This is a genomic window from Flavobacterium bizetiae (assembly GCF_902804475.1).
GTDB lineage: Bacteria > Bacteroidota > Bacteroidia > Flavobacteriales > Flavobacteriaceae > Flavobacterium > Flavobacterium bizetiae.
On record NZ_CADCSU010000084.1, the window covers coordinates 18870 to 38945 of the forward strand.

Sequence of the window (20076 nt, forward strand, 5' to 3'; positions counted from 1 at the left end):
GGGATTAATTTTGTTCATTATTAAAAAATTGATCAAGAGCACTTAAGTCAGATATGTTTACACTTCTTGCTTTACTGCCTTCAAATGGTCCAACAATTCCAGCTGCTTCCAGCTGATCGATCAAACGACCGGCCCTGTTGTAACCTAATTTTAATTTTCTTTGCAATAATGAAGCCGAACCTTGTTGCGCATTGACAATAATCTCAGCAGCTTCTCTAAATAAGGTGTCTCTTTCGGAAATATCCATATCAAGATTAATGCCAGTTTCTTCTCCAATAAACTCCGGAAGCAAATAAGCTGTGGCATATGCTTTTTGAGAACCAATAAAATCCGTAATTTTTTCTACCTCAGGCGTGTCGATAAATGCACATTGTACACGAACCACATCATTTCCGTTGGTATATAATAAATCTCCACGACCAATTAACTGATCGGCTCCCTGGGTGTCAAGAATCGTTCTCGAGTCAATTTTTGATGTTACTCTAAAAGCAATTCTGGCAGGGAAATTCGCCTTAATTAAACCTGTAATAACGTTTACAGATGGTCTTTGAGTGGCAATAATTAAGTGAATACCAATGGCACGCGCCAATTGAGCCAAACGGGCAATAGGAATTTCGACTTCTTTTCCGGCGGTCATAATCAAATCGGCGAACTCATCGACTACCAATATAATATAAGGTAAGAAGCGATGTCCCGCCTCAGGATTTAATTTTCTTGCTCTGAATTTCTCGTTGTATTCCTTAATATTACGAACCATTGCATCTTTTAGTAATGAATAACGATTATCCATTTCAACACAAAGTGAATTTAAGGTATTGACCACTTTTGCATTGTCAGTAATAATAGCGTCGTCAGTATCTGGAAGTTTGGCTAGATAATGTCTTTCAATTTTATTGAATAATGTAAGCTCTACTTTTTTAGGATCAACCAAAACAAATTTTACTTCGGCTGGGTGTTTTTTGTATAAAAGCGAAGTTAAAACAGCATTCAATCCAACAGATTTTCCTTGTCCTGTAGCTCCGGCCATAAGTAAGTGAGGCATTTTGGCTAAGTCGACAACGAAGGTTTCGTTTGAAATTGTTTTTCCTAAAGCAATTGGTAATTCCATTTCGGCTTCCTGGAATTTGGCAGAACCAATAACGCTTTTCATCGAAACCATTGTAGGGTTCTTGTTTGGAACCTCGATACCAATAGTTCCTTTTCCTGGAATTGGCGCAATAATACGAATTCCTAATGCCGAAAGTGATAGGGCAATATCATCTTCTAAACTCTTAATTTTAGAGATTCGAATACCTGCTTCGGGTACAATTTCGTATAGGGTTACCGATGGACCAACCGTTGCCTTAATCTGGGCAATTTCTATTTTGTAGTTACGAAGCGTATCTACAATTTTGTTTTTGTTTTCTTCTAATTCTTCCTGATTGATCGTAATTCCACCAGTGGAGTATTCTTTTAATAAATCGATGGTTGGGAATTTATAATTCGATAAATCCAAAGTAGGATCGAATAAACCAAAATCAGCCACAAGGCGAGAGGCCAGGTTTTCTTCAATAATATCTTCTTCTTCTGCTTTTTCGATAACAAACTCTTCCGTGTGCAGGATAGGGGCAACACTTGTTGGTTTGATATCCATTTGAACTGGTTTTACAACCGGATTCAAATCAATTTCAGAGGAATGATTGATGGTAGGCTTTAAGGCTTCTTTGTTGATTTCGAATTGGCTATCATTAGATTTTAAATGAATATTATCTAATTCAGGATCTTCCTCAATTGCAAATTCTTCCAAATTATAAGCGCTTTCTGCTTGTTGTGGTTTTAGAGAGCCTAATTCTGATTTGAATTCTTTTTTAGTAGAATCAAAATAAGATTGAATTTTCTCCGGAGATAATTTAATTTTAAAAATCAGATAAATGATTAATCCAAAAAGAAGGGTCAGTAAAGTTCCTGTTTTTCCGATGTAATCCTGAAGAAATAAATTCAGTTCATATCCAATTGTTCCCCCTAGTTCAGGGGCCGACGTGGCGAAAAATCCAAATAGGACCGAAACAATAATAATGGCAAATAAATCCCAGAACCAAATGCCTTTTAGCTTTTTGGTCGAAAGTTCCAGGGCTAGAAACATTCCTGTTAAGAAAAAAAGGCGCACTAATATAAAAGATGCAATTCCGAAACCTTTATATACGATGAGATCAGCAAGAAAGGCCCCGAATTTTCCGAGCCAGTTTTGTACTACTTCAGAGCGATCGCCAAGCTGGCTTACCGCACTTTGGTCTGTTTGCCATTGTCCATTTACATAAAAAGAAATAAATGCAACTAATAATGCGATAGAAAATAGTACCAAAAGGCAACCCAAAACAAAACGTTGTTGTTTGTTGGGTCTCCAGGACCTTAGGGTCTCAGTTTTTGGTGCGTTTTTTTTGTCTACAGTTTCCTTTTTGGTTGTTTTTGCCATTCTTGCGTTCCTGTTGCCTATGTAAATTTTGGGATATAAATGATCAAGCCTATTGCTATTGCTGTCATTGCGGCAAAAAATACCGCTCCTGCAGCAATATCTTTAATAAATCCGATTCGTTTGCTGTAATCCGGATGAATAAAATCAGCAATTTTTTCAACTGCTGTATTCAAGCCTTCAACACTTAAAACCAAACCAATTGCAAGTGTTTGACACAGCCATTCGGTTTGTGAAATATGAAAATAGAATCCAGCAATGGTCATTGCAATTCCCAATGAGAATTGCACCATTATACTGTGTTCTGTTCGAATCAATTTTACAGCTCCGTTAAACGCATACGTCATGCTTTTTAAACGGCCAGTAACAAAAGTATTATCTTTTTGAAATTCCATTTATAGGTATTATAGTGCTGCTAAAGCTGCTTCGTAATTTGGCTCGTTTGCGATTTCAGCAACTTGTTCTGTATGAGTAATTTTTCCGTTTTCATCCACAACAATAATTGCTCTTGAATGTAAACCTGCTAAAGGTCCGTCAACGATTTCTAAACCGTTTGCTTTACCAAAAGCTCCAGCTTGAAAATCAGATAAGTTTACTACATTTTCTAATCCTTCAGCTCCACAAAAACGTTTTTGAGCGAATGGTAAATCTCTAGAAATACATAATACAGTTGTGTTTTCTAAACCGCTTGCACTTTGGTTGAATTTTCTAACAGATGTTGCGCAAGTTCCTGTATCAACACTTGGAAAAATGTTTAAAACTAATTTTTTTCCAGCAAAGTTACTCAGTGAAGCAACAGATAGATCGTTTTGTACTAATTTGAAATCAGCTAGTTGAGAACCAACTGCTGGTAATTCACCTGAAGTATGTACCGGATTTCCTCCTAATGTTATTGAAGCCATGATGTTTGTTTAAATTAATGAGGTTCAAAAGTAAGGATTAATATTTGAATCTAAAAGTATTTGTTGCGGGTTGTCACTACAATTAAGCTAGTAATAAGATAACGAATAATTGGAGTATTTATGTTATCAATGTGATGTTTTGTCTTTGCGAGGAACAAAGCAATCTCACTATAGTTTGCATTTTTATTTTGTAAAGTTTGATTATTGTTCGTGTGGTTGCTTGGTTCCTCGCAATGACTTTGTTTGTGCTAAAAACTGAAAATAAAAAAAACGCCCTCTTGGAATGAAAGCGTTTCTTAGGTCATGTTTTTTTAATTTGTAGTGCTCGATTATTTATCGATAGAGCCCAAAACACGTTTCATGAACGCATTTAAAGCTTCTTTTTTGTCTGTGCCCTGAACTACCATTTTGTGTACTTCCAGTGCGCCATACATATTGGATATTAATTCGCCAATTACATCTAATTCTTCGTCTTTTAGAGACGGGATTTCTGTCATTGCTTCAAGAACTTCGATCGTTTCGATAATATAATCCTGATCGTTTTCTTCGATAAATTGGGTCAATTGCTTTATTACGGGTAATTTCATGTTGAGATTTCTTAGATTTTTAGACTTGCTTAGACTTTTTAGACTTTTTAGACTTTGTTTAAATCTTCAATATCTAAGATATCTAAAAATCTAAGCAAGTCTAACGATCTAAAATTAAGCAATTGCGTTTACCAAATCGATTAAAACTTCTTGTTTATTGGTTTGAGTTTCTCCAACTAATTGTCCGTTTACAAAAGTTGCAAATGTTGGCAAGTTGCTTACATTGGCTAATTTTCTTGATTCCGGAGAATTTTCAGCATCAACCAAAACAAAAGTGATAGCTTCATTCTCTGTGGCTAATTTTTTGAATTTTGGTTTCATAATACGGCAATTTCCACACCATGAAGCTGAATATTGTACTACTACTTTTTCGTTTTTAGCAACTAAATCTGCTAACGTATCTTCGTTTAAGTCGATTAACATAATTTTTTGTATTTAAATTCCAAGATTACAAGTTTCAAATTCCAAATCGTGTGATTGAAACTTAAAAAAATAAATATTGAAATGTGATTGGATTCTTGTGAGAGAAAAACTCCAAATCCTCAAATTGGGATTTGGGATTTGGAATTTTAAAAAAATGTGGTATTCTATTTCTTAGTTTGCGCTTAAGTATTCAGCTGTACTGATTCTGTCTGCGCTCATTGCTTCTTTTCCAGCTTCCCAGTTTGCAGGACAAACTTCTCCTTTTTCCTGAATGTGAGTATAAGCATCAACCATACGTAAGTATTCGTTTACGTTACGACCTAATGGCATATCGTTAACACTTTCGTGGAAGATTTTTCCAGTCTCGTCGATAAGGTAAGTAGCTCTGTAAGTTACGTTTGAACCTTCGATAACTACTGAATCAGTCTCTTCGCTGTAGCTTGTAGATTCGATATCAAGGATACCTAAAATGTTTGCTAAGTTACGGTTTGTATCAGCTAGGATTGGGTAAGTTACACCTTCGATTCCACCATTGTTTTTTGGAGTGTTTAACCAGGCAAAGTGTACTTCGTTTGTGTCGCATGAAGCTCCTATTACGATAGTATTTCTTTTTTCAAATTCTGGTAATGCAGCTTGAAAGGCGTGTAATTCAGTTGGACATACAAAAGTGAAATCTTTTGGGTACCAAAACAATACTACTTTTTTGTTATTGTTTACTGCTTCTTCAAAGATGTTGATTTTTAAATTATCACCCATTTCTGAGATAGCATCTACTGCAATACTTGGGAATTTTTTTCCTACTAAAGACATATTTTTCGTTTTACGTTAAAAATTTATTTCTGATGCAAAAGTAGGGCATAAGTAAGGGTAGTTACAATAAGATGTGATTATTAATATTTATAAGTTGATAGTTTTTAGTTATTTTAATTTATAAGTTATTGGATGTCAATATTTACCGGAAGAATTCCCTTGCAAGGAATATTTTCTAAAAATTGAATTCCTGCATTTTTTTGAAATTCATTAAAATCCTGATACACCTGAATTAGTCCTGAAGCCTTTGTTAAGTAAGGAATAATAGGCAATACATAAGGATTTCCGAAAACGTAAACGATACATTTTTTGCTTTGCAATAGTTTTGAAAGCAATTCTAAAACTTCGTTGTCGATCTCGAAATTGTTCATTGGTTTTGCTTTTGGAACAAATAATGAAATAATAATCGTTTCGAAATTTTGCAATTCGTTTTTCAGCGATTCAACATTTGAATTTTCTAAACTCTCGAAAGCAAATTCAGGAGATTCGAGTTTTGAATTCAGGGTTTCAAAGAAAGTATTCCCAACACCTTTATACAAACTTAGTTTGGCTAACTGATTGTCTTTTTGGGCCTGAAAAGAAAGTTCGGTATTCGAATTATCGATAATCTTTGTGATCGAATTTTGAGCAATTTCAAGATTTAATGCGGCAGTTTTCTCGAAATCCAATTCTCCTGAAGTAAAAGTGTCGCCAGAAAGAATCCCAACTTTTTCTTTGGCTTTCATGATTCTGTTAAAGCTTTCTTCGATACGCTCAGGTGTTGCATTCTCAAGGATAGCTTCAATTCCCTGGGGAACATTTTCGGCGAAACATAAAACATCGTTTCCGGCGTTGAAGGCTTCCCATTCTAATTGTCCTTTGGTTTTATACAATTTAGAAACGCTGTGCATGTTCAGCGCATCCGAAATTACCAATCCCTCGTAACCCAATTGTTTGCGCAAAAGATTCTCGATAATAGGTTTTGATAAGGTTGCCGATGTATTTTTTCCGTCGTTTAAACTCGGAACGGCAAGATGTCCGATCATAATAGAGTCGACATTATTTTCGATTCCTTTAATGAAAGGATATAATTCGTTTTCTAATAATTCTTCGAGTGTTTCGTTTAAAACGGGTAATCCTAAATGCGAATCGACATTGGTGTTTCCGTGTCCGGGAAAGTGTTTCAGACAGCCTAAAACGCCAACTTCAGACATTCCCTTTAGATATTCAATCGAAAAATTAGCGACTTTTTCTTTGTTCTCACCAAAAGAACGATACCCAATAACCGGATTATTCGGGTTGTTGTTGATATCTGCCAAAGGCGATAAGTTATAATGAATTCCGGCAGCTTTAAGGTCTAAACCAATTTGTTTACCCACTTCGTACACCAAAGCCGATTTGTTTTCAGGCAAAGCGCCAAGTGTAATAGCGTACGGATATTGTGGTGTTTTTTCGATACGCATGGCTAGACCCCATTCGGCATCAATACTAATTAAAAGTGGAGTAGAAGCGGCTTTTTGGTAACGAACAATAAGGTCCTTTATTTTTTGATAACTGTCGTCATTAAAAACAATTTTTTTTTTGCTTTCGTAATTTGTTGCAGCACTGGCACGGCTGTGAAAAAAGGTAAGTCCCCCAATGTTGTGTTCTTTTATTAATCGTTCTGTTTCCTGAATATTTTCTTCGGTATCGTTGATAAAAACGGCAGGAAAAAAGAATTGTCCCACTTTTTGTTTTAATGCTTGAGCTGTCATTTTCATTTTGTTATAAAGTCTTTTTCATACAAACACTATTATCCATCTTTTGGTAAGGCGGATAATTTGGAATTATAGTATAATTTAATTTTTGATATAAGTTTATGGCTTCGGGCTGGTTTTTTCCGGTTTCAAGAATAGTATGTGTATAGCCGCTTTCTTTTGCCCAGATTTCTAATGCCGCTAAGATGGCAGAAGCAATGCCTTTTTTTCTGTAATCGTGATGAACGAACATTCGTTTAATTTCGGTTGTGCCGCTTTCTTTTTCTCTAAAGGCGCCACAACCAACAGCAATGTCATTTTCGTAATACACGAGAACATGTTTTATAGTATCGGTTTTATTAAACTGATTGTAAAACGCATGATCTTCTCCATCTCTAATTGCTAAATCTTTATCTAGTAAAACAACCAGATTTATAAAATCGATGTCGTCAGAGTTGGTGCGCTTTATGGTAATCATGATTTAGAATGCTTAAGATTAGTATCGTTTAATTTTCTAACACATAGAAACATAGTATTTAATTCTTGGAAAAGGCATTTCACTTTACTAAAATACATCCCGAAGCTTCGGGACTATGTGTTGAGAAACGAGTTTCTCTTTTTTATTCTTTTCACACAAGAAATCTATGTGTCTATGTGTTTAAAAGAATGTGTTATTTCAGTTTTGCTTTTTTTTGCTTGGCCAATTGTTTTTTGGTTTCAATCGCTTTTTCGAGTCGGTTTTTAAAACGGAAAAGTTTTGGTAAACCTTCCAGACGATCTTCGAGTGTGATTTCTTCGTAAACGATAATGGCTTTTTCTAATACCCGAATCTCATTGTCGAGATCTATTTGATTTTTGTAGATTGTCGCTAGTCGGTCGTAAGGATGATTTCCTTTAAAACCATCGGTAACATTTTCTTCGTATAACGCAATTGCTTTCTCAATTTCTCCTGCTTTTTCAAATTCAATTGCTTTCAGGTTTCGGTCAACCTGGATGTTTTCATTGATTTCCATGGGCGTTCTATTGTATAGCTGTTATTGGGTTTTTTTACCAAAATCTTTTGGGAATTCTAAAAATCGGGAAAGTATTAAACCCGGTATTGTAGCGATAAGAACCCAAATAAAGAAGTTATCATAGCCTAGATATTTCTGAATATAACCACTGAGCATTCCCGGAAGCATCATACCTAATGCCATAAAACCAGTTGCAATTGCATAATGAGATGTTTTTGATTCTCCTTCGGCCACATGAATTAAATACATCATAAAGGCAGTAAAACCAAAACCGTAACCAAATTGTTCTAAAATTACTACGGCATAAATGTAATAAATGGATGTGGGATGAAAAAAGGCTAGTAGAATAAAACCAATAATAGGTAGGTGCATTGCCAGAAACATCGGAAGCATCCATTTGGTAAGACCTTGTCTTGAAATAGCTATTCCGCCTAAAATTCCACCCAGAGTCAAAGCTCCAACACCAAAAGTTCCGTAGATTATTCCAACGGCTTCGGTGTCTAATCCCATTCCGCCCAATTCTTTTGCGTCCAGTAAAAACGGACTCAACATTTTAAGCAACTGAGATTCTCCTAATCTGAAAACAAGGATAAAAGCTAAAATTAATCCGATTCGTTTTTTCTTGAAGAAACTAATAAATACGGTAGCGAAGTTTTGATTCTGATGCGCTTCTTTATTGTTAGCTACAGCATTGATTTCATTTTTTGGTGTAAAGATGAAATTATAAACCGTTATAAAAGTCATTAATAAACCAACAGCAATCATGGTGTACGACCACGCTTTAGTATTATCTGAGTATTTGTGTTCGAGATAACCTGCAAAAAGTACAATCAATCCGTTTCCTGCAAGTAATGAAAGTCTGTAAAAAGTACTTCTGATGCCCAGGAAGAAAGATTGTTTGTCTTCGGGTAAAACTAGTAAATAAAAACCATCGCTGGCTATATCATTAGAGGCCGAAGCAAAAGCAGCAACCCAGAAAATGGCTAAAGTCATGATAAAAAAGCCACTGGCGGGAATGGTAAATCCTACGAGCAAAAAGGCAATTGAAATTAACAATTGCATCGATAAAAACCATTTTCTCTTGGTTCCGTGCAATTCTATAAACGGACTCCATAATGGTTTTATCACCCAAGGCAGGTATAATAAACTGGTATAGACGCCAATATCTTCATTAGAAATACCCAGATTTTTGTACATAATGACAGAAACTGAGATGATTACAGCATACGGCAGGCCAGATGCAAAATTAAGAAGCGGAATCCAAAACCAGGGTTTATTATCTGTTTTCATTAGGCTGAGCAGGTGAATAAAGTTTAAATGTCTTTTTTAAGTCGATCGTAGTTGGGGTACTTTCGTTCGCAAAATAATCAATAAATGTTACAGCGCAAGCTTTATATTGATTCATTTTTTCGGCCGGGATAGAAAACTGAATTGTGCCTTCGTTTTCATAAACCAAAATCTTGTCGATTATTTTGCTAGGATCGTTAATGTCTATTTTCGAAGTACTTTCACCACCATAAATCACCATATAGCGTACTTTTGTATTCAGCGGAGCTTTAATATTAAAAGCATAATGTACACTGTCTTTTTGATATTCGTTTACTACCGGAATATCAATAACAATGTGTTTCAAGTTAGGAACCGGGGCAGGAAGCGCAGGATATTTATATTGATTTTCTTCTAAAATGCGAACAATATCAGCATTTTTGTTCATGAACCATTTAGAACTGAAATAAGCGCTTCCGCCTACTTTTTTGAAACTTCTTGCAAAATCAATCTGGGTTGGGATCTCGTTTACAAAGTTCCAGCTTTTGTCACTATCGCCTCTAATTTTATATGAAGCGTGACCAATATAAAGAGCAGTATTATTAGAGTTTTCTGACCACCATTTTACCAATTTTGAGTAAGAAGCTCTCGGGTTATTCATACTCCAATAGAGTTGAGGCAAGATATAATCGATCCATTTTTGATCCATCCATAAAACAGGATCAGCATATAAATCATCATAATTAGATGTCGATTGCGTTTCAGAACCTTTTGGATCCATAGATTTATTACGCCAAACCCCAAACGGACTGATTCCGAATTGTACCCACGGTTTGCTGGCTTTTATTGTAGTGGAAATAGTGTGTACAAAACTGCTTACATTCGCACGACGCCAATCGGCAAGGGTCAAGCCTGCGCCATATTTTCTGTACGAAGCGTTGTCGTTAAATACTTTTCCGGGAACGGTATACGGATAAAAATAATCATCAAAGTGAATGGCGTCGATGTCGTATTTGTCGACAACCTCTTTTACAACCTTGGTCAAATGCTGCTGAACTTCAGGCAATGCAGGGTCGTAATATATTTTTCCGGCATATTCAATCATCCATTCCGGATGTTTAAAAATGTCGTGATTTGGGCTTAAAAGATTTTTGTTTAAATCGAAAGTAGCACGGTACGGATTCAGCCAGGCATGAAATTCAAAGCCTCTTTTATGCGCTTCTTCAATCATCCACGCTAATGTATCGTAGTATGGGTTTGGCGCTACGCCTTCTTTACCTGTTAAAAAGCGTGACCAGGGCGCAAATTCAGATGGATAGAAAGAGTCACCAACACTTCTAATCTGAACGATTACCGCGTTGTAATTTAGTTTTTTGTAAGCGTCTAAAATTTCAAGATAATCAGCTTTTTCTTTTTCGACTCCGTCAATGGCTGTTTTGGGCCAGTCGATGTTAACAACCGTTGCGATCCATACACCTCTAAATTCGTTTTTAGGGTAAATTATTTTTTCTTGTGCATTAGAAATTAATCCAAAGAAAAATAAAAATAGGATAGAGAAAAGTACTTGCTGATTTTTATGCATTTCAATCTTTTTTAACAGAAACCAAAAATAGTTTTTTTAGCGGACTATAATAAATAATTAATAAATTATAATTTGAACGGTATTTATTTGGTTTTCATATAATAGCTTATGTTTTTTATCATAGTTGCTGTACCGAAAAAATAGAGATTCAGTTTATAAACGAAAATTTAAGCGTGAATTTCTCTATTTGGGTTTCAGTATTTTATATTATATAAAGAAAAAATGCAAGCAAATGTGGTGCCGAAAAGTTTTTGAAGCTGAAAAATCAAATTTGTCAAGTGGAGCTTTTAGGTCTAAATAGGAAGTAGCAAAGTTTTTTGTTGGTTTGCTAAATTTGATACTCAACGTAGAAAAATAACAAAGAATCATTTTGTTTTTTATTTATATTTGAACTCAACCAATTAAAACTAAAATTCATGTTTGTTATTTTACCTATACTTATCCTGTTTATCTTTTTATGGATATTTTATTATAATTCCCTTATTGGAAAAAGAAATCAGGTGACGAATGCTTTTTCGGCAATTGATGTGATGCTGAAAAAACGTTTTGATTTAATTCCGAATCTGGTTGAAATTGTAAAGCAATATACTAATTACGAACAAAGTACTTTAGCCAAAATCGTTGAGCTTCGTGCCAAAGCAACTTCTGGTTCTGTTAGCGATACCGAAAAAGCGAGTCTTGATGCTGAATTGAGCACTACAGTAAGAGGTTTAATGGTAAATGTTGAAAATTATCCTGATTTAAAAGCAAACGCAAGTTTTACAAATTTGCAAACCACCTGGACAGAAAGCGAAGAACAAATTGCCGCTGCCAGACGAACGTATAATGCCGTGGTAACTGATTTTAATAATGCTATTATGATGTTTCCTGGTAATTTATTTGCTGGAATGCTTAGTTATACCCCAATTGCAGTTTTGGCAACAGCCGAAGAAGAGCGTAAAAATATTAGTGCAAAAGAGCTTTTTAATAGTTAATGGATTCAGAAATTAGTAATAATCCGGCCTTTCAGGAAGTTTTGAATACATTAGAAATCGACCGAAAAAAAATAGCGTCGACTTATAGCGTTTGTTATACCGTATTTGGTATTGCAGCACTAGTTATCGTGGGTGGTTTGATTGTAGGAGCCGCAACTGTGGCTATAATACTGAGTTTGATTCCGATCATAGTTGGGATTGTAATGCTTTTTCAGATCGATGGTGATGCCCAAAAATACAAAATAGCCTATAAAAACAATGTTGTGGCAACAGCATTAAAAAAGATCAATGAAAGTCTAACTTTTGTACCTCAAAGCGGACTTTCGGAAGGTGAATTTATAAGTTCTGATCTCTTTACAACAGAACCGGATCGCTATAAAACACAGGATTTAATAACGGGAATTGTCGATAAAACTTCTTTCTCGTTTGCCGAAGTTCACGCCGAATATAAAACCGAAACGCAAACCAAAAACGGAACACGTACGGAATGGCATACCATTTTTAAGGGGATTATTTTTGTAGCCGATTTTAATAAAAACTTTAGCGTGTCGACAGTTATAAGACCAAAAAGTTTTGGAAATACAGTTGGTGCATGGTTTTCTAAAAATATTTTTAGTTTTGGAAATACTGAAATTGTACAGTTAGAAAATACCGATTTCGACAATCAGTTTGTTACTTATTCGAGAAATCAAATTGAGGCGAGATATATCTTAACGCCCGCCATGATGGAAAGAATTTTGAATCTAAACAGTAAATCTGACGAAACGATTTCGATCTCATTTATAAGCTCTAAAATGTATATCGCTTTCCCGTTAAGCAACAATTATTTTGAAGCGCCTATTCATACTTCGCTTTTAGTACCTGATTTACTTACCGATGATCTTTCGATTGTTCAGTTTATGCATGATATTGTTCATGAATTGGATTTGAATACGAGGATCTGGGGGAAAGAGTAATTTTTAAATTTAAAATAATTAGTTGTGTTTATACTATTAAGATCTATGAGAAAATGAGACAAATTGGTGTGCAATTTATAATTTCAAGCAGTATCATTTTGATAATTTCGATATTCGCTTTTTTTCGTTCTCCAGCTATATTTGCAATGTTTTTTGTACCGGCGTTGCTTTTTGTTACTCTTGCAAATGTGATTTTTTCGGGCATTATTTTTTACATAAATAATTATGTATCAATATTTGTTTCGATATTTATTTTTATAATAAGCTGCTGGCTTTTAAAAGTAATTAATAGTAACTATTATGAATATAGTAACTATGAGAATTGGCAATTTTATAATCATCAACAGATTATATCTACTAAATTAGATTTGATTATAGGGAAGAATTTATTCGGCTTTCAGTTCTGTTTATTTATGATTTTGCTTAATTTGTTTTCTGGTTTTGTTTCATTTTTAATGAATTACTTTAGAGAAAAAAAAAGCAAATTGAATGTAGTAGAATAAGATTATCACGCTTGATTTGAGATTTTCAAGTACAATAAAATTATAATTTAAAATATGAAAATAATACGCTTTCATTTCGTTATACTGTTTTTAATCACAATTAATATGGCGGCTCAGGAAAAGATAGAAAGAATATTTAATGAAGTGGAATTTAAACCTGATAAAATTTTGCTAGAGAAAAGGGAAGCTTTTAATTATCAAAAAGATGGAAATCATTTTTTGGTTTTGGATTTAAACAATAACGAATTGATTATTGGAGATATTACTTCTTTAGGTGATGGTAAATTTAGTAGTGTAATTACTTTTGTTGCAGAAAATAAGAAGTTTTCTAATGCTAAAATTATTGGTAGATCAGATCTGTTTTTTGCAATGTTAAATAATAATGTTATCAATAAAGAGTTTAAAATAGATCCTGAAAAGCTAGACGTTTTTTTTGCAAAGTACAATGAATTGAAATAATGTTTGTCTAGCTTAAATCACATTTTTCATTCCAAATCTTCTCATCAAACCCATTGCCCTAGCCAGGATAGAAGTGGAAATCCTTTTGTGGTGAGCTTACCAGAAAAGATAGGAATGGATTACTTCGCCAGTTCGCACTTTCAGGCTCGGGTGCAGGAAATAGCTTCTAATTGAAATTCAAAATTTTTAGATTTATTCTGAAAAAAGGATAGGAGTTTTTTTTATATACTAACTCATTTTAAGTTTTCTTCAAAATATATTTTTTTGCTTTTGCATCGTTAAAACAGGTATCAATAAATGGACTTTTCCAGATATAAGTACTGTTTTTTAGAGTTAAAACACCAAAATCTTTAGTTTTTTCTAAAGCCCAACTATCAGTATTATCATAGCTTTTCTTAAAAGTTAATTTTAAAGTATTGTTGTTTTCAATAGCAGAAAGCTTATAAGAGTGATACAATTGATACCCTTCAGCGGAATATAGTACAGAATCTTTATTAATTACTATCGATAGGTAATGTGCATCTCTCCAATCTTCACTATCTTCATTTAGTGCGAATGAATAAGTTCCGTACCATTTGTTCGAAATAGTTTTTTTTGTAATACTGCGATTAGCATTAGTGTTAGTTATTTTTTCTCTTTCAGATTCTTTACAGCTTATAAATAATAAAAGAAAAATTAGAATACTATTCTTCAAAATCTTTGAAATGGGTTTTAAAGAAACTTGATGCTTTTGAGAGTATCCATCTGGGTACGGATTTGCTAAAAAGTAAATTCTGTCCGGTTTCATAGATTTATGGGTTTATAACTCAAATATATATTTTAAATTCCAAATCTCAACTTTCGAAAAAGAAAACCTTTGAACCTTTGTCACTATGCACCTTTGAACCTTAAAAAATAACTATTTTTGTAATTCAAAACAAAGCAATAATGTCAATACTTAAGGATTTAGAGCAATTAGCCGGCACGCTCGAAGGCACACTTTTATATGATGATCTTCATAAAACGCTTTATTCTACAGATGCTTCGGTATATAGAATTAGACCCAAAGCGGTTGCCGTGCCTAAAACGATCGAAGATATTAGTAAGCTGATCAGGTTTGCGGCGCAGCATCATATTTCGATTACACCAAGAACGGCCGGAACTTCGCTTGCCGGACAAACAGTTGGTGAGGGAATTGTGGTGGATGTTTCGAAAAACTTTACTAAAATCCTGAATTTTGATCCGGTTAAAAAAACGGTTACCGTGCAGCCCGGTGTGATTCGCGATGAACTGAATTTGTTTTTAAAACCTTATGGTGTATTTTTTGGGCCTAATACTTCGACAACAAATCGCTGTATGATTGGCGGAATGGTGGGGAACAATTCATCGGGCACAACCTCAATTCGGTATGGTGTTACACGTGATAAAATTGTAGAAATAAAAGGACTTTTGAGCGATGGTTCGCAGGTGTGTTTTAATGAACTGACTTCGGCTGAATTTATCGAGAAAACCAAAGGAGATACTTTAGAGAATAAAATATATAAAAGTCTTTACGACGAACTCTCTGTTAAGTCAACGCAGGACGAGATTATAAAGGAGTTTCCAAAACCGGAGATTCACAGAAGAAATACCGGTTACGCGGTTGATATTTTATTAAAATCGGATTTGTTTGGCGGAACAGAACCTACAATAAATGTGGGGAAATTGCTTTGCGGAAGTGAAGGAACTCTGGTTTTTACAACCGAAATCACCTTAAAAGTTGACGATTTACCGCCAGGGCATAATATTATGGTGGTGGCGCATTATCATAGTATTCAGGAATCGCTGGAATCTGTTGTAGTGGCAATGAAACATCATTTGTATACAGCAGAAATGATCGACGATACGATTTTGGATTGTACGAAAACAAGTCGCGAACACATCAAAAACAGATTCTTTTTGGTTGGCGAACCGAAAGCCATTATGATGTTTGAAGTGGTTTCGAACGATCCTGAAGATGCCGAAAATCAGGCAAATGCTTTGGTGGCTGATTTGGAGAAAAATAATTTTGGTTATGCGCTTGTGAAAATCTATGGAACGGATATCGAGAAAGTAAACGAACTTAGAAAAGCCGGACTCGGACTTCTGGGAAGTATTGTAGGGGATGATAAAGCAGCAGATTCTATAGAAGATACAGCCGTTGAATTGAGTGATTTACCAGCTTATATCGAAGAGTTTTCAGCCATGATGCTGCGTCACGGACAAGGCGCGATTTATTATGCGCATGCCGGAGCGGGAGAACTGCATTTGCGTCCGGTTTTGAATTTGAAGAAAACATCTGACTTAAAATTATTTAGAACCATCGCAACCGATGTGGCGATTTTGGTAAAGAAATATAGAGGTTCGCTAAGTGGTGAACACGGCGACGGAATTGTACGCGGAGAGTTTATTCCCTTTATGATTGGTGAGACGAATTATGAATTGCTGAAAAGAATCAAATTGGCCTTTGACCCGAATTCGGTTTTGAATATCGGGAAGATCGTAAACGCTTTGAAAATGGACGAAAACCATCGTGTAGTTTCGGGAAGGGTAGAACCGGATATTAAAACCTTTCAGGATTTCTCAGATAGTTTAGGAATTTTGCGCGCTGCCGAAAAATGCAACGGATCTGGAGATTGTAGAAAATTACCTTCGGCAGGAGGAGCGATGTGTCCGAGTTATAGAGCGACCAAAAATGAAAAAGAAACAACACGTGCGAGAGCCAATGCGTTACGTGAATATTTGACGTATTCTGAAAAAGAAAATAAATTTGACCAGAAAGAATTATACGAAGTTTTTGAGTTATGCGTGAGCTGTAAAGCCTGCGCCAGCGAATGTCCGAGTAATGTGGATGTTGCAACCCTAAAAGCTGAATTTTTATACCAATACCAAAAAGCAAACGGATTCTCGACCCGAAATAAGATTTTTGCGCACAACGCAAAACTGAATAAAATGGGAAGTTTGTTTCCGTCGATTACCAATTTTATTTCGAATCAATCGCTGGTGAAGAAAAGTATGGGAATTGCGCCTGAAAGACAAGTTCCGCTTTTGGCGAAAAGAACTTTCAGGAAATGGTATGAGAATAATAAATCACGAAATAATAATTTTCCAAATGGAAAAGTGTATTTGTTTAATGACGAATTCACGAATTATTATGATGTGAATATCGGAATCGATGCTTTTGAATTGTTAACCAAATTAGGTTATGAAGTTGTAATCGTAGATCACGAAGAAAGCGCAAGAACGTATTTATCGAAAGGTTTTCTGGAAGAAGCCAAGAAAATTGCAAATATCAACGTAAATATTTTCAAAGATTTAATTTCCGCCAAAGCGCCATTAATAGGTATCGAACCTTCGGCAATTTTGACGTTTAGAGACGAATATTTGCGTTTGGCAGATGATAAAGAAGCTGCTGAAAAAGTAGCCCAAAGTGCCTTTACAATCGAGGAATTCTTTAAAAAAGAAATCATAGACGGAAAAATAAAACCGGATTCATTTTCAGAAGAAAAGAAAGAAATCAAAATTCACGGACATTGCCACCAGAAATCATTGAGTTCGGTTGAAGCGACTTTTGCGATGCTGAATTTACCAACCAATAATACCGTTACGATTTACAATTCGGGTTGTTGTGGAATGGCGGGATCTTTTGGTTATGAAAAAGAACATTATCAGGTAAGCATGCAAATGGGTGAAGATACTCTATTCCCAAAAGTGCGTGCCACTGCCGAAAATGTAAAAATTGCCGCAGCAGGAACAAGTTGTCGTCATCAAATTTTTGACGGAACCAGTAGAGAAGCACAGCATCCGGTGAGTATTTTGAGAAGCTGTTTGCGATAAGATTTATTATTGGACTGAGAATGGCACACGGATTAGACGGATTCACCTCGTGAAAGCGCAGATTGGTACGGATTTTTTTGTTTCACGCAGATTTTGGCAGATTTAATTTAAATTTTTAATCTGTGCTAATCATTTTAATCTGTGGCAAAAAATAATTAGTGCTAATTTGTGAAATTCGTGGCGAAAAAAAAAAAGAAAAACCCGCGTAAAACAGTTAAATCTGTAAAATCCGCGGGCAAAAATCTATTTAAATATCTTGTCTTACAGCAATCTTGAAGCTGCTTCATCAACAAACCAAGTCAATTTTCCGTCAATAGGATTTATCAATTGAGAAGGGTAGTTGTGAACCTCTTTTTGCTCGTCTTTAATTACATGTTTTAATGCTTCGGCTTTGTTTTCTCCAAAAACCAAAAACGCCACATTTAATGCTTTATTGATTAATGGAGCCGTTAGACTAATACGATGTGTGTTTAATTTTTCTACAAATACTGATGCTACAGTAGCTTCAGTATTACCAACCAAAGTAGTGTGCGGGAAAATAGAAGCGGTGTGTGCGTCATCTCCCATACCTAAAAGAATCAAATCAAAAACAAGATCATTATTGTTAAAATGTTTGTCGATTCTGTTTTTATAATCCGCGGCCGCAGCTTGTGGATCTAAAGTAGTATTGACATAAAAAATATGATCTTCCGGCGTTTCTAAAATATCAAAAAAAGATTTTTTAGCCATCAAACCATTATAATTTTCATCGTTTGCAGGAACATTGCGTTCGTCACCAAAAAAGAAAAACACCTTGTTCCAGTCGATTTTATTTCGGTATTCAGTAGCCAGAAAAGTATAAAGTGCTTTTGGTGAATTTCCTCCGGTAAGCACAAAATTAAAACGGTCGTTTTTCTCTATTGCTTTTTGTGCAATTTCAATAATGTAATTGGCTAAATCCAGCGTTAATTCTTCGGTTGTTTTGTATATACGTAAGTTCATGTTTTTTATTCTAAATAAGTAATAACGAAGCACAAAAAATTTTTAATTCATTTGTACTTCGCTTGATTACATTTGTATTATTCTTTTTCCTTTAATGGCAGATTAAACCAGTGAAAGCCATCTCTTGCAATCAATGCTTCCGCTTTTTCAGGCCCCCAGCTGTCAGCATGATAATTAGGGAAGTTAATCGATTTTTTGCTTTCCCAGGAGTTCAGAATTGGCATTACCAATTCCCAGGCAGCTTCTACCTGATCGCCACGCATAAATAATGTTTGATCGCCCATTATAGCATCTAAGAGTAAGGTTTCGTAAGCCTCCGGACTGTCATTTTTATAAGTGCCTTTATAGTCAAAAATCATGTCTACAGGATTTAGAACCATATTCAGACCAGGTCTTTTAGCCAATACTTGCATACGAATACTCATCTCAGGCTGAATGCTGATTATTAAGCGGTTTTGCTGCCAGTTTTCGGTTGCACTTCCCGAAAAAATCTGATGAGGCACATCTTTAAATTGAATAGTGATTAAAGACGAAGTTTGGTTTAATCGCTTTCCTGTTCTTAAATAGAAAGGAACGCCTTGCCATCTCCAGTTATCGATATGAAATTTAGCCGCTGCAAAAGTTTCTGTATTAGATTCCGGGTCAACATTTTTTTCCTGGCGATATCCAAGTACTTCCTGGCCCTCGACCCATCCTTTGCTATATTGACCGCGAACAGTGTTAAAACGAATATCCTCCTGAGAAAACGGACGAACAGCTTTTAGAACTTCTACTTTACGATTTCTAATTTCGGTCGCATCAAAACTTATAGGAGCTTCCATTCCAACTAAACAAAGCAGTTGTAAAAGGTGATTTTGAATCATGTCTCTCAGCGCTCCGGCTCCTTCATAATAGCCACCGCGATCTTGTACTCCCAATTGTTCTGTTACCGAAATTTGGATATGATCAATATATTGCCTGTTCCATAAAGGTTCAAACATAGCATTTGCAAAACGGAAAGCCATCATGTTTTGCACCGTTTCTTTTCCTAAATAGTGATCTATACGATAGATTTGTTTTTCAGTAAAAATGGTACTTAACAAAGAGTTTAAATCTTTTGCCGTTTCTAAATCGTAGCCAAAAGGCTTTTCGATTATAATTCGGCTATTGTCTTCGTTTTCAGTTAATTTGTATTTTTTTAAGCTCTCGGCAATTACAGGAAAAAAGCTAGGCGCTACGGCTAAGTAAAAAATTACCTGTGTACCTTCTCCATATTCCTTTTGGTATTTTTCGATACAGGATTTTAAATTTTCAAAAGTTTGAGGCTGATCAAAATCCGTCGCACAATAATGTAAAGTATTGCCAAAACGATCCCATTTTTCTTTGACTTTTCCGGTGCGTGAAAATGCGCAAACAGCGTCTTCCAGCGCGTCTTTATAGCCTTGATCAGTATACTCTGTTCTCCCTGTGCCAATGATGGCAAATTGATCCGGCATATAACCTTCGATAAACAAATTATAAAGTGCCGGAGCTAATTTTCTTTTATTTAAATCACCTGTTCCTCCAAAAATTACAAAAATAGTGGGGTTTAACTTGGCTTTAGTTTTCATATTTATATTGTCATTGGTGTATTAAAACATTGA

Annotated in this window: 18 protein-coding genes; 4 read left to right on the top strand and 14 right to left on the bottom strand. The window is 35.2% G+C overall.

The window, feature by feature from the left end; translation table 11 throughout:
- Positions 1–4: 4 nt before the first annotated feature.
- The 11 genes from FLACOL7796_RS10190 to FLACOL7796_RS10240 all read right to left on the bottom strand — a co-directional run bounded on the left by FLACOL7796_RS10190 (position 5) and on the right by FLACOL7796_RS10240 (position 10747).
- Positions 5–2452: a DNA translocase FtsK gene (locus FLACOL7796_RS10190; RefSeq protein WP_173970689.1), complete on the bottom strand. Its 2448-nt coding sequence runs from the start codon at positions 2450–2452 to the stop codon at positions 5–7.
- A gap of 17 nt (positions 2453–2469) precedes the next feature.
- Positions 2470–2844 carry a diacylglycerol kinase family protein gene (locus tag FLACOL7796_RS10195; RefSeq protein ID WP_173970690.1) on the bottom strand — a complete coding sequence of 125 codons (375 nt, stop codon included), beginning with the start codon at positions 2842–2844 and terminating at the stop codon, positions 2470–2472.
- 9 nt (positions 2845–2853) lie between these two features.
- Positions 2854–3351, bottom strand: coding sequence for a thiol peroxidase (gene tpx, locus FLACOL7796_RS10200; protein ID WP_173970691.1), 498 nt, complete (start codon positions 3349–3351; stop codon positions 2854–2856).
- A gap of 329 nt (positions 3352–3680) precedes the next feature.
- Positions 3681–3938: a DUF6952 family protein gene (locus FLACOL7796_RS10205; protein WP_017495510.1), complete on the bottom strand. Its 258-nt coding sequence runs from the start codon at positions 3936–3938 to the stop codon at positions 3681–3683.
- 114 nt (positions 3939–4052) lie between these two features.
- Complete coding sequence (locus tag FLACOL7796_RS10210) at positions 4053–4361, bottom strand: thioredoxin family protein (RefSeq protein WP_007805605.1); 309 nt, start codon at positions 4359–4361, stop codon at positions 4053–4055.
- Between the two features lie 171 nt (positions 4362–4532).
- Positions 4533–5171 carry a peroxiredoxin gene (locus FLACOL7796_RS10215; RefSeq protein WP_089048990.1) on the bottom strand — a complete coding sequence of 213 codons (639 nt, stop codon included), beginning with the start codon at positions 5169–5171 and terminating at the stop codon, positions 4533–4535.
- A 125-nt stretch (positions 5172–5296) separates the two neighbouring features.
- Complete coding sequence (locus tag FLACOL7796_RS10220) at positions 5297–6904, bottom strand: glycoside hydrolase family 3 protein (protein ID WP_394367908.1); 1608 nt, start codon at positions 6902–6904, stop codon at positions 5297–5299.
- A 10-nt stretch (positions 6905–6914) separates the two neighbouring features.
- Positions 6915–7364 (bottom strand): GNAT family N-acetyltransferase, encoded by a 450-nt coding sequence (locus FLACOL7796_RS10225; protein WP_173970693.1) that lies wholly within the window; start codon positions 7362–7364, stop codon positions 6915–6917.
- A gap of 193 nt (positions 7365–7557) precedes the next feature.
- Positions 7558–7899: a hypothetical protein gene (locus tag FLACOL7796_RS10230; RefSeq protein WP_173970694.1), complete on the bottom strand. Its 342-nt coding sequence runs from the start codon at positions 7897–7899 to the stop codon at positions 7558–7560.
- A 21-nt stretch (positions 7900–7920) separates the two neighbouring features.
- A complete protein-coding gene (locus tag FLACOL7796_RS10235) occupies positions 7921–9189 on the bottom strand; it encodes an MFS transporter (protein ID WP_173970695.1) in 1269 nt (422 codons plus the stop codon).
- Complete coding sequence (locus tag FLACOL7796_RS10240) at positions 9176–10747, bottom strand: glycoside hydrolase family 10 protein (protein ID WP_173970696.1); 1572 nt, start codon at positions 10745–10747, stop codon at positions 9176–9178. The genes FLACOL7796_RS10235 and FLACOL7796_RS10240 overlap by 14 nt, the downstream gene beginning before the upstream one ends.
- A 416-nt stretch (positions 10748–11163) precedes the next feature.
- Between FLACOL7796_RS10240 and FLACOL7796_RS10245 the strand changes: the two genes are divergently transcribed.
- The 3 genes from FLACOL7796_RS10245 to FLACOL7796_RS10255 all read left to right on the top strand — a co-directional run bounded on the left by FLACOL7796_RS10245 (position 11164) and on the right by FLACOL7796_RS10255 (position 13639).
- Positions 11164–11721, top strand: a complete 558-nt coding sequence (locus FLACOL7796_RS10245) for a LemA family protein (RefSeq protein ID WP_173970697.1) — start codon at positions 11164–11166, stop codon at positions 11719–11721.
- Positions 11721–12677: a DUF3137 domain-containing protein gene (locus tag FLACOL7796_RS10250; RefSeq protein ID WP_173970698.1), complete on the top strand. Its 957-nt coding sequence runs from the start codon at positions 11721–11723 to the stop codon at positions 12675–12677. Before FLACOL7796_RS10245 ends, FLACOL7796_RS10250 begins: the two co-directional genes overlap by 1 nt.
- A 608-nt stretch (positions 12678–13285) precedes the next feature.
- Positions 13286–13639 carry a hypothetical protein gene (locus FLACOL7796_RS10255; RefSeq protein ID WP_173970699.1) on the top strand — a complete coding sequence of 118 codons (354 nt, stop codon included), beginning with the start codon at positions 13286–13288 and terminating at the stop codon, positions 13637–13639.
- A 238-nt stretch (positions 13640–13877) separates the two neighbouring features.
- On the opposite strand, the gene FLACOL7796_RS10260 is transcribed toward FLACOL7796_RS10255, so the two are convergent.
- On the bottom strand, positions 13878–14426 hold the full coding sequence (locus tag FLACOL7796_RS10260; protein ID WP_173970700.1) for a hypothetical protein: 549 nt from the start codon (positions 14424–14426) through the stop codon (positions 13878–13880).
- Between the two features lie 140 nt (positions 14427–14566).
- Here FLACOL7796_RS10260 and FLACOL7796_RS10265 point away from each other — a divergent pair, with 140 nt between their 5' ends.
- Complete coding sequence (locus FLACOL7796_RS10265; protein ID WP_173970701.1) at positions 14567–17473, top strand: FAD-binding and (Fe-S)-binding domain-containing protein; 2907 nt, start codon at positions 14567–14569, stop codon at positions 17471–17473.
- A 261-nt stretch (positions 17474–17734) separates the two neighbouring features.
- Here the strand turns inward: FLACOL7796_RS10265 and pgl are convergent, their stop codons facing one another.
- Positions 17735–18454, bottom strand: coding sequence for a 6-phosphogluconolactonase (pgl, locus tag FLACOL7796_RS10270; RefSeq protein WP_173970702.1), 720 nt, complete (start codon positions 18452–18454; stop codon positions 17735–17737).
- Between the two features lie 77 nt (positions 18455–18531).
- Positions 18532–20043 (bottom strand): glucose-6-phosphate dehydrogenase, encoded by a 1512-nt coding sequence (gene zwf / locus FLACOL7796_RS10275; RefSeq protein ID WP_173970703.1) that lies wholly within the window; start codon positions 20041–20043, stop codon positions 18532–18534.
- Between the last annotated feature and the right edge of the window lie 33 nt (positions 20044–20076).

What these genes read in the sequence shown, in the direction of transcription:
- FLACOL7796_RS10190 (WP_173970689.1), bottom strand. Translation starts at nt 2,452, where the DNA reads ATGGCAAAAACAACCAAAAAGGAAACTGTAGACAAAAAAAACGCACCA.
- FLACOL7796_RS10195 (WP_173970690.1), bottom strand. Translation starts at nt 2,844, where the DNA reads ATGGAATTTCAAAAAGATAATACTTTTGTTACTGGCCGTTTAAAAAGC.
- tpx (WP_173970691.1), bottom strand. Translation starts at nt 3,351, where the DNA reads ATGGCTTCAATAACATTAGGAGGAAATCCGGTACATACTTCAGGTGAA.
- FLACOL7796_RS10205 (WP_017495510.1), bottom strand. Translation starts at nt 3,938, where the DNA reads ATGAAATTACCCGTAATAAAGCAATTGACCCAATTTATCGAAGAAAAC.
- FLACOL7796_RS10210 (WP_007805605.1), bottom strand. Translation starts at nt 4,361, where the DNA reads ATGTTAATCGACTTAAACGAAGATACGTTAGCAGATTTAGTTGCTAAA.
- FLACOL7796_RS10215 (WP_089048990.1), bottom strand. Translation starts at nt 5,171, where the DNA reads ATGTCTTTAGTAGGAAAAAAATTCCCAAGTATTGCAGTAGATGCTATC.
- FLACOL7796_RS10220 (WP_394367908.1), bottom strand. Translation starts at nt 6,904, where the DNA reads ATGACAGCTCAAGCATTAAAACAAAAAGTGGGACAATTCTTTTTTCCT.
- FLACOL7796_RS10225 (WP_173970693.1), bottom strand. Translation starts at nt 7,364, where the DNA reads ATGATTACCATAAAGCGCACCAACTCTGACGACATCGATTTTATAAAT.
- FLACOL7796_RS10230 (WP_173970694.1), bottom strand. Translation starts at nt 7,899, where the DNA reads ATGGAAATCAATGAAAACATCCAGGTTGACCGAAACCTGAAAGCAATT.
- FLACOL7796_RS10235 (WP_173970695.1), bottom strand. Translation starts at nt 9,189, where the DNA reads ATGAAAACAGATAATAAACCCTGGTTTTGGATTCCGCTTCTTAATTTT.
- FLACOL7796_RS10240 (WP_173970696.1), bottom strand. Translation starts at nt 10,747, where the DNA reads ATGCATAAAAATCAGCAAGTACTTTTCTCTATCCTATTTTTATTTTTC.
- FLACOL7796_RS10245 (WP_173970697.1), top strand. Translation starts at nt 11,164, where the DNA reads ATGTTTGTTATTTTACCTATACTTATCCTGTTTATCTTTTTATGGATA.
- FLACOL7796_RS10250 (WP_173970698.1), top strand. Translation starts at nt 11,721, where the DNA reads ATGGATTCAGAAATTAGTAATAATCCGGCCTTTCAGGAAGTTTTGAAT.
- FLACOL7796_RS10255 (WP_173970699.1), top strand. Translation starts at nt 13,286, where the DNA reads ATGGCGGCTCAGGAAAAGATAGAAAGAATATTTAATGAAGTGGAATTT.
- FLACOL7796_RS10260 (WP_173970700.1), bottom strand. Translation starts at nt 14,426, where the DNA reads ATGAAACCGGACAGAATTTACTTTTTAGCAAATCCGTACCCAGATGGA.
- FLACOL7796_RS10265 (WP_173970701.1), top strand. Translation starts at nt 14,567, where the DNA reads ATGTCAATACTTAAGGATTTAGAGCAATTAGCCGGCACGCTCGAAGGC.
- pgl (WP_173970702.1), bottom strand. Translation starts at nt 18,454, where the DNA reads ATGAACTTACGTATATACAAAACAACCGAAGAATTAACGCTGGATTTA.
- zwf (WP_173970703.1), bottom strand. Translation starts at nt 20,043, where the DNA reads ATGAAAACTAAAGCCAAGTTAAACCCCACTATTTTTGTAATTTTTGGA.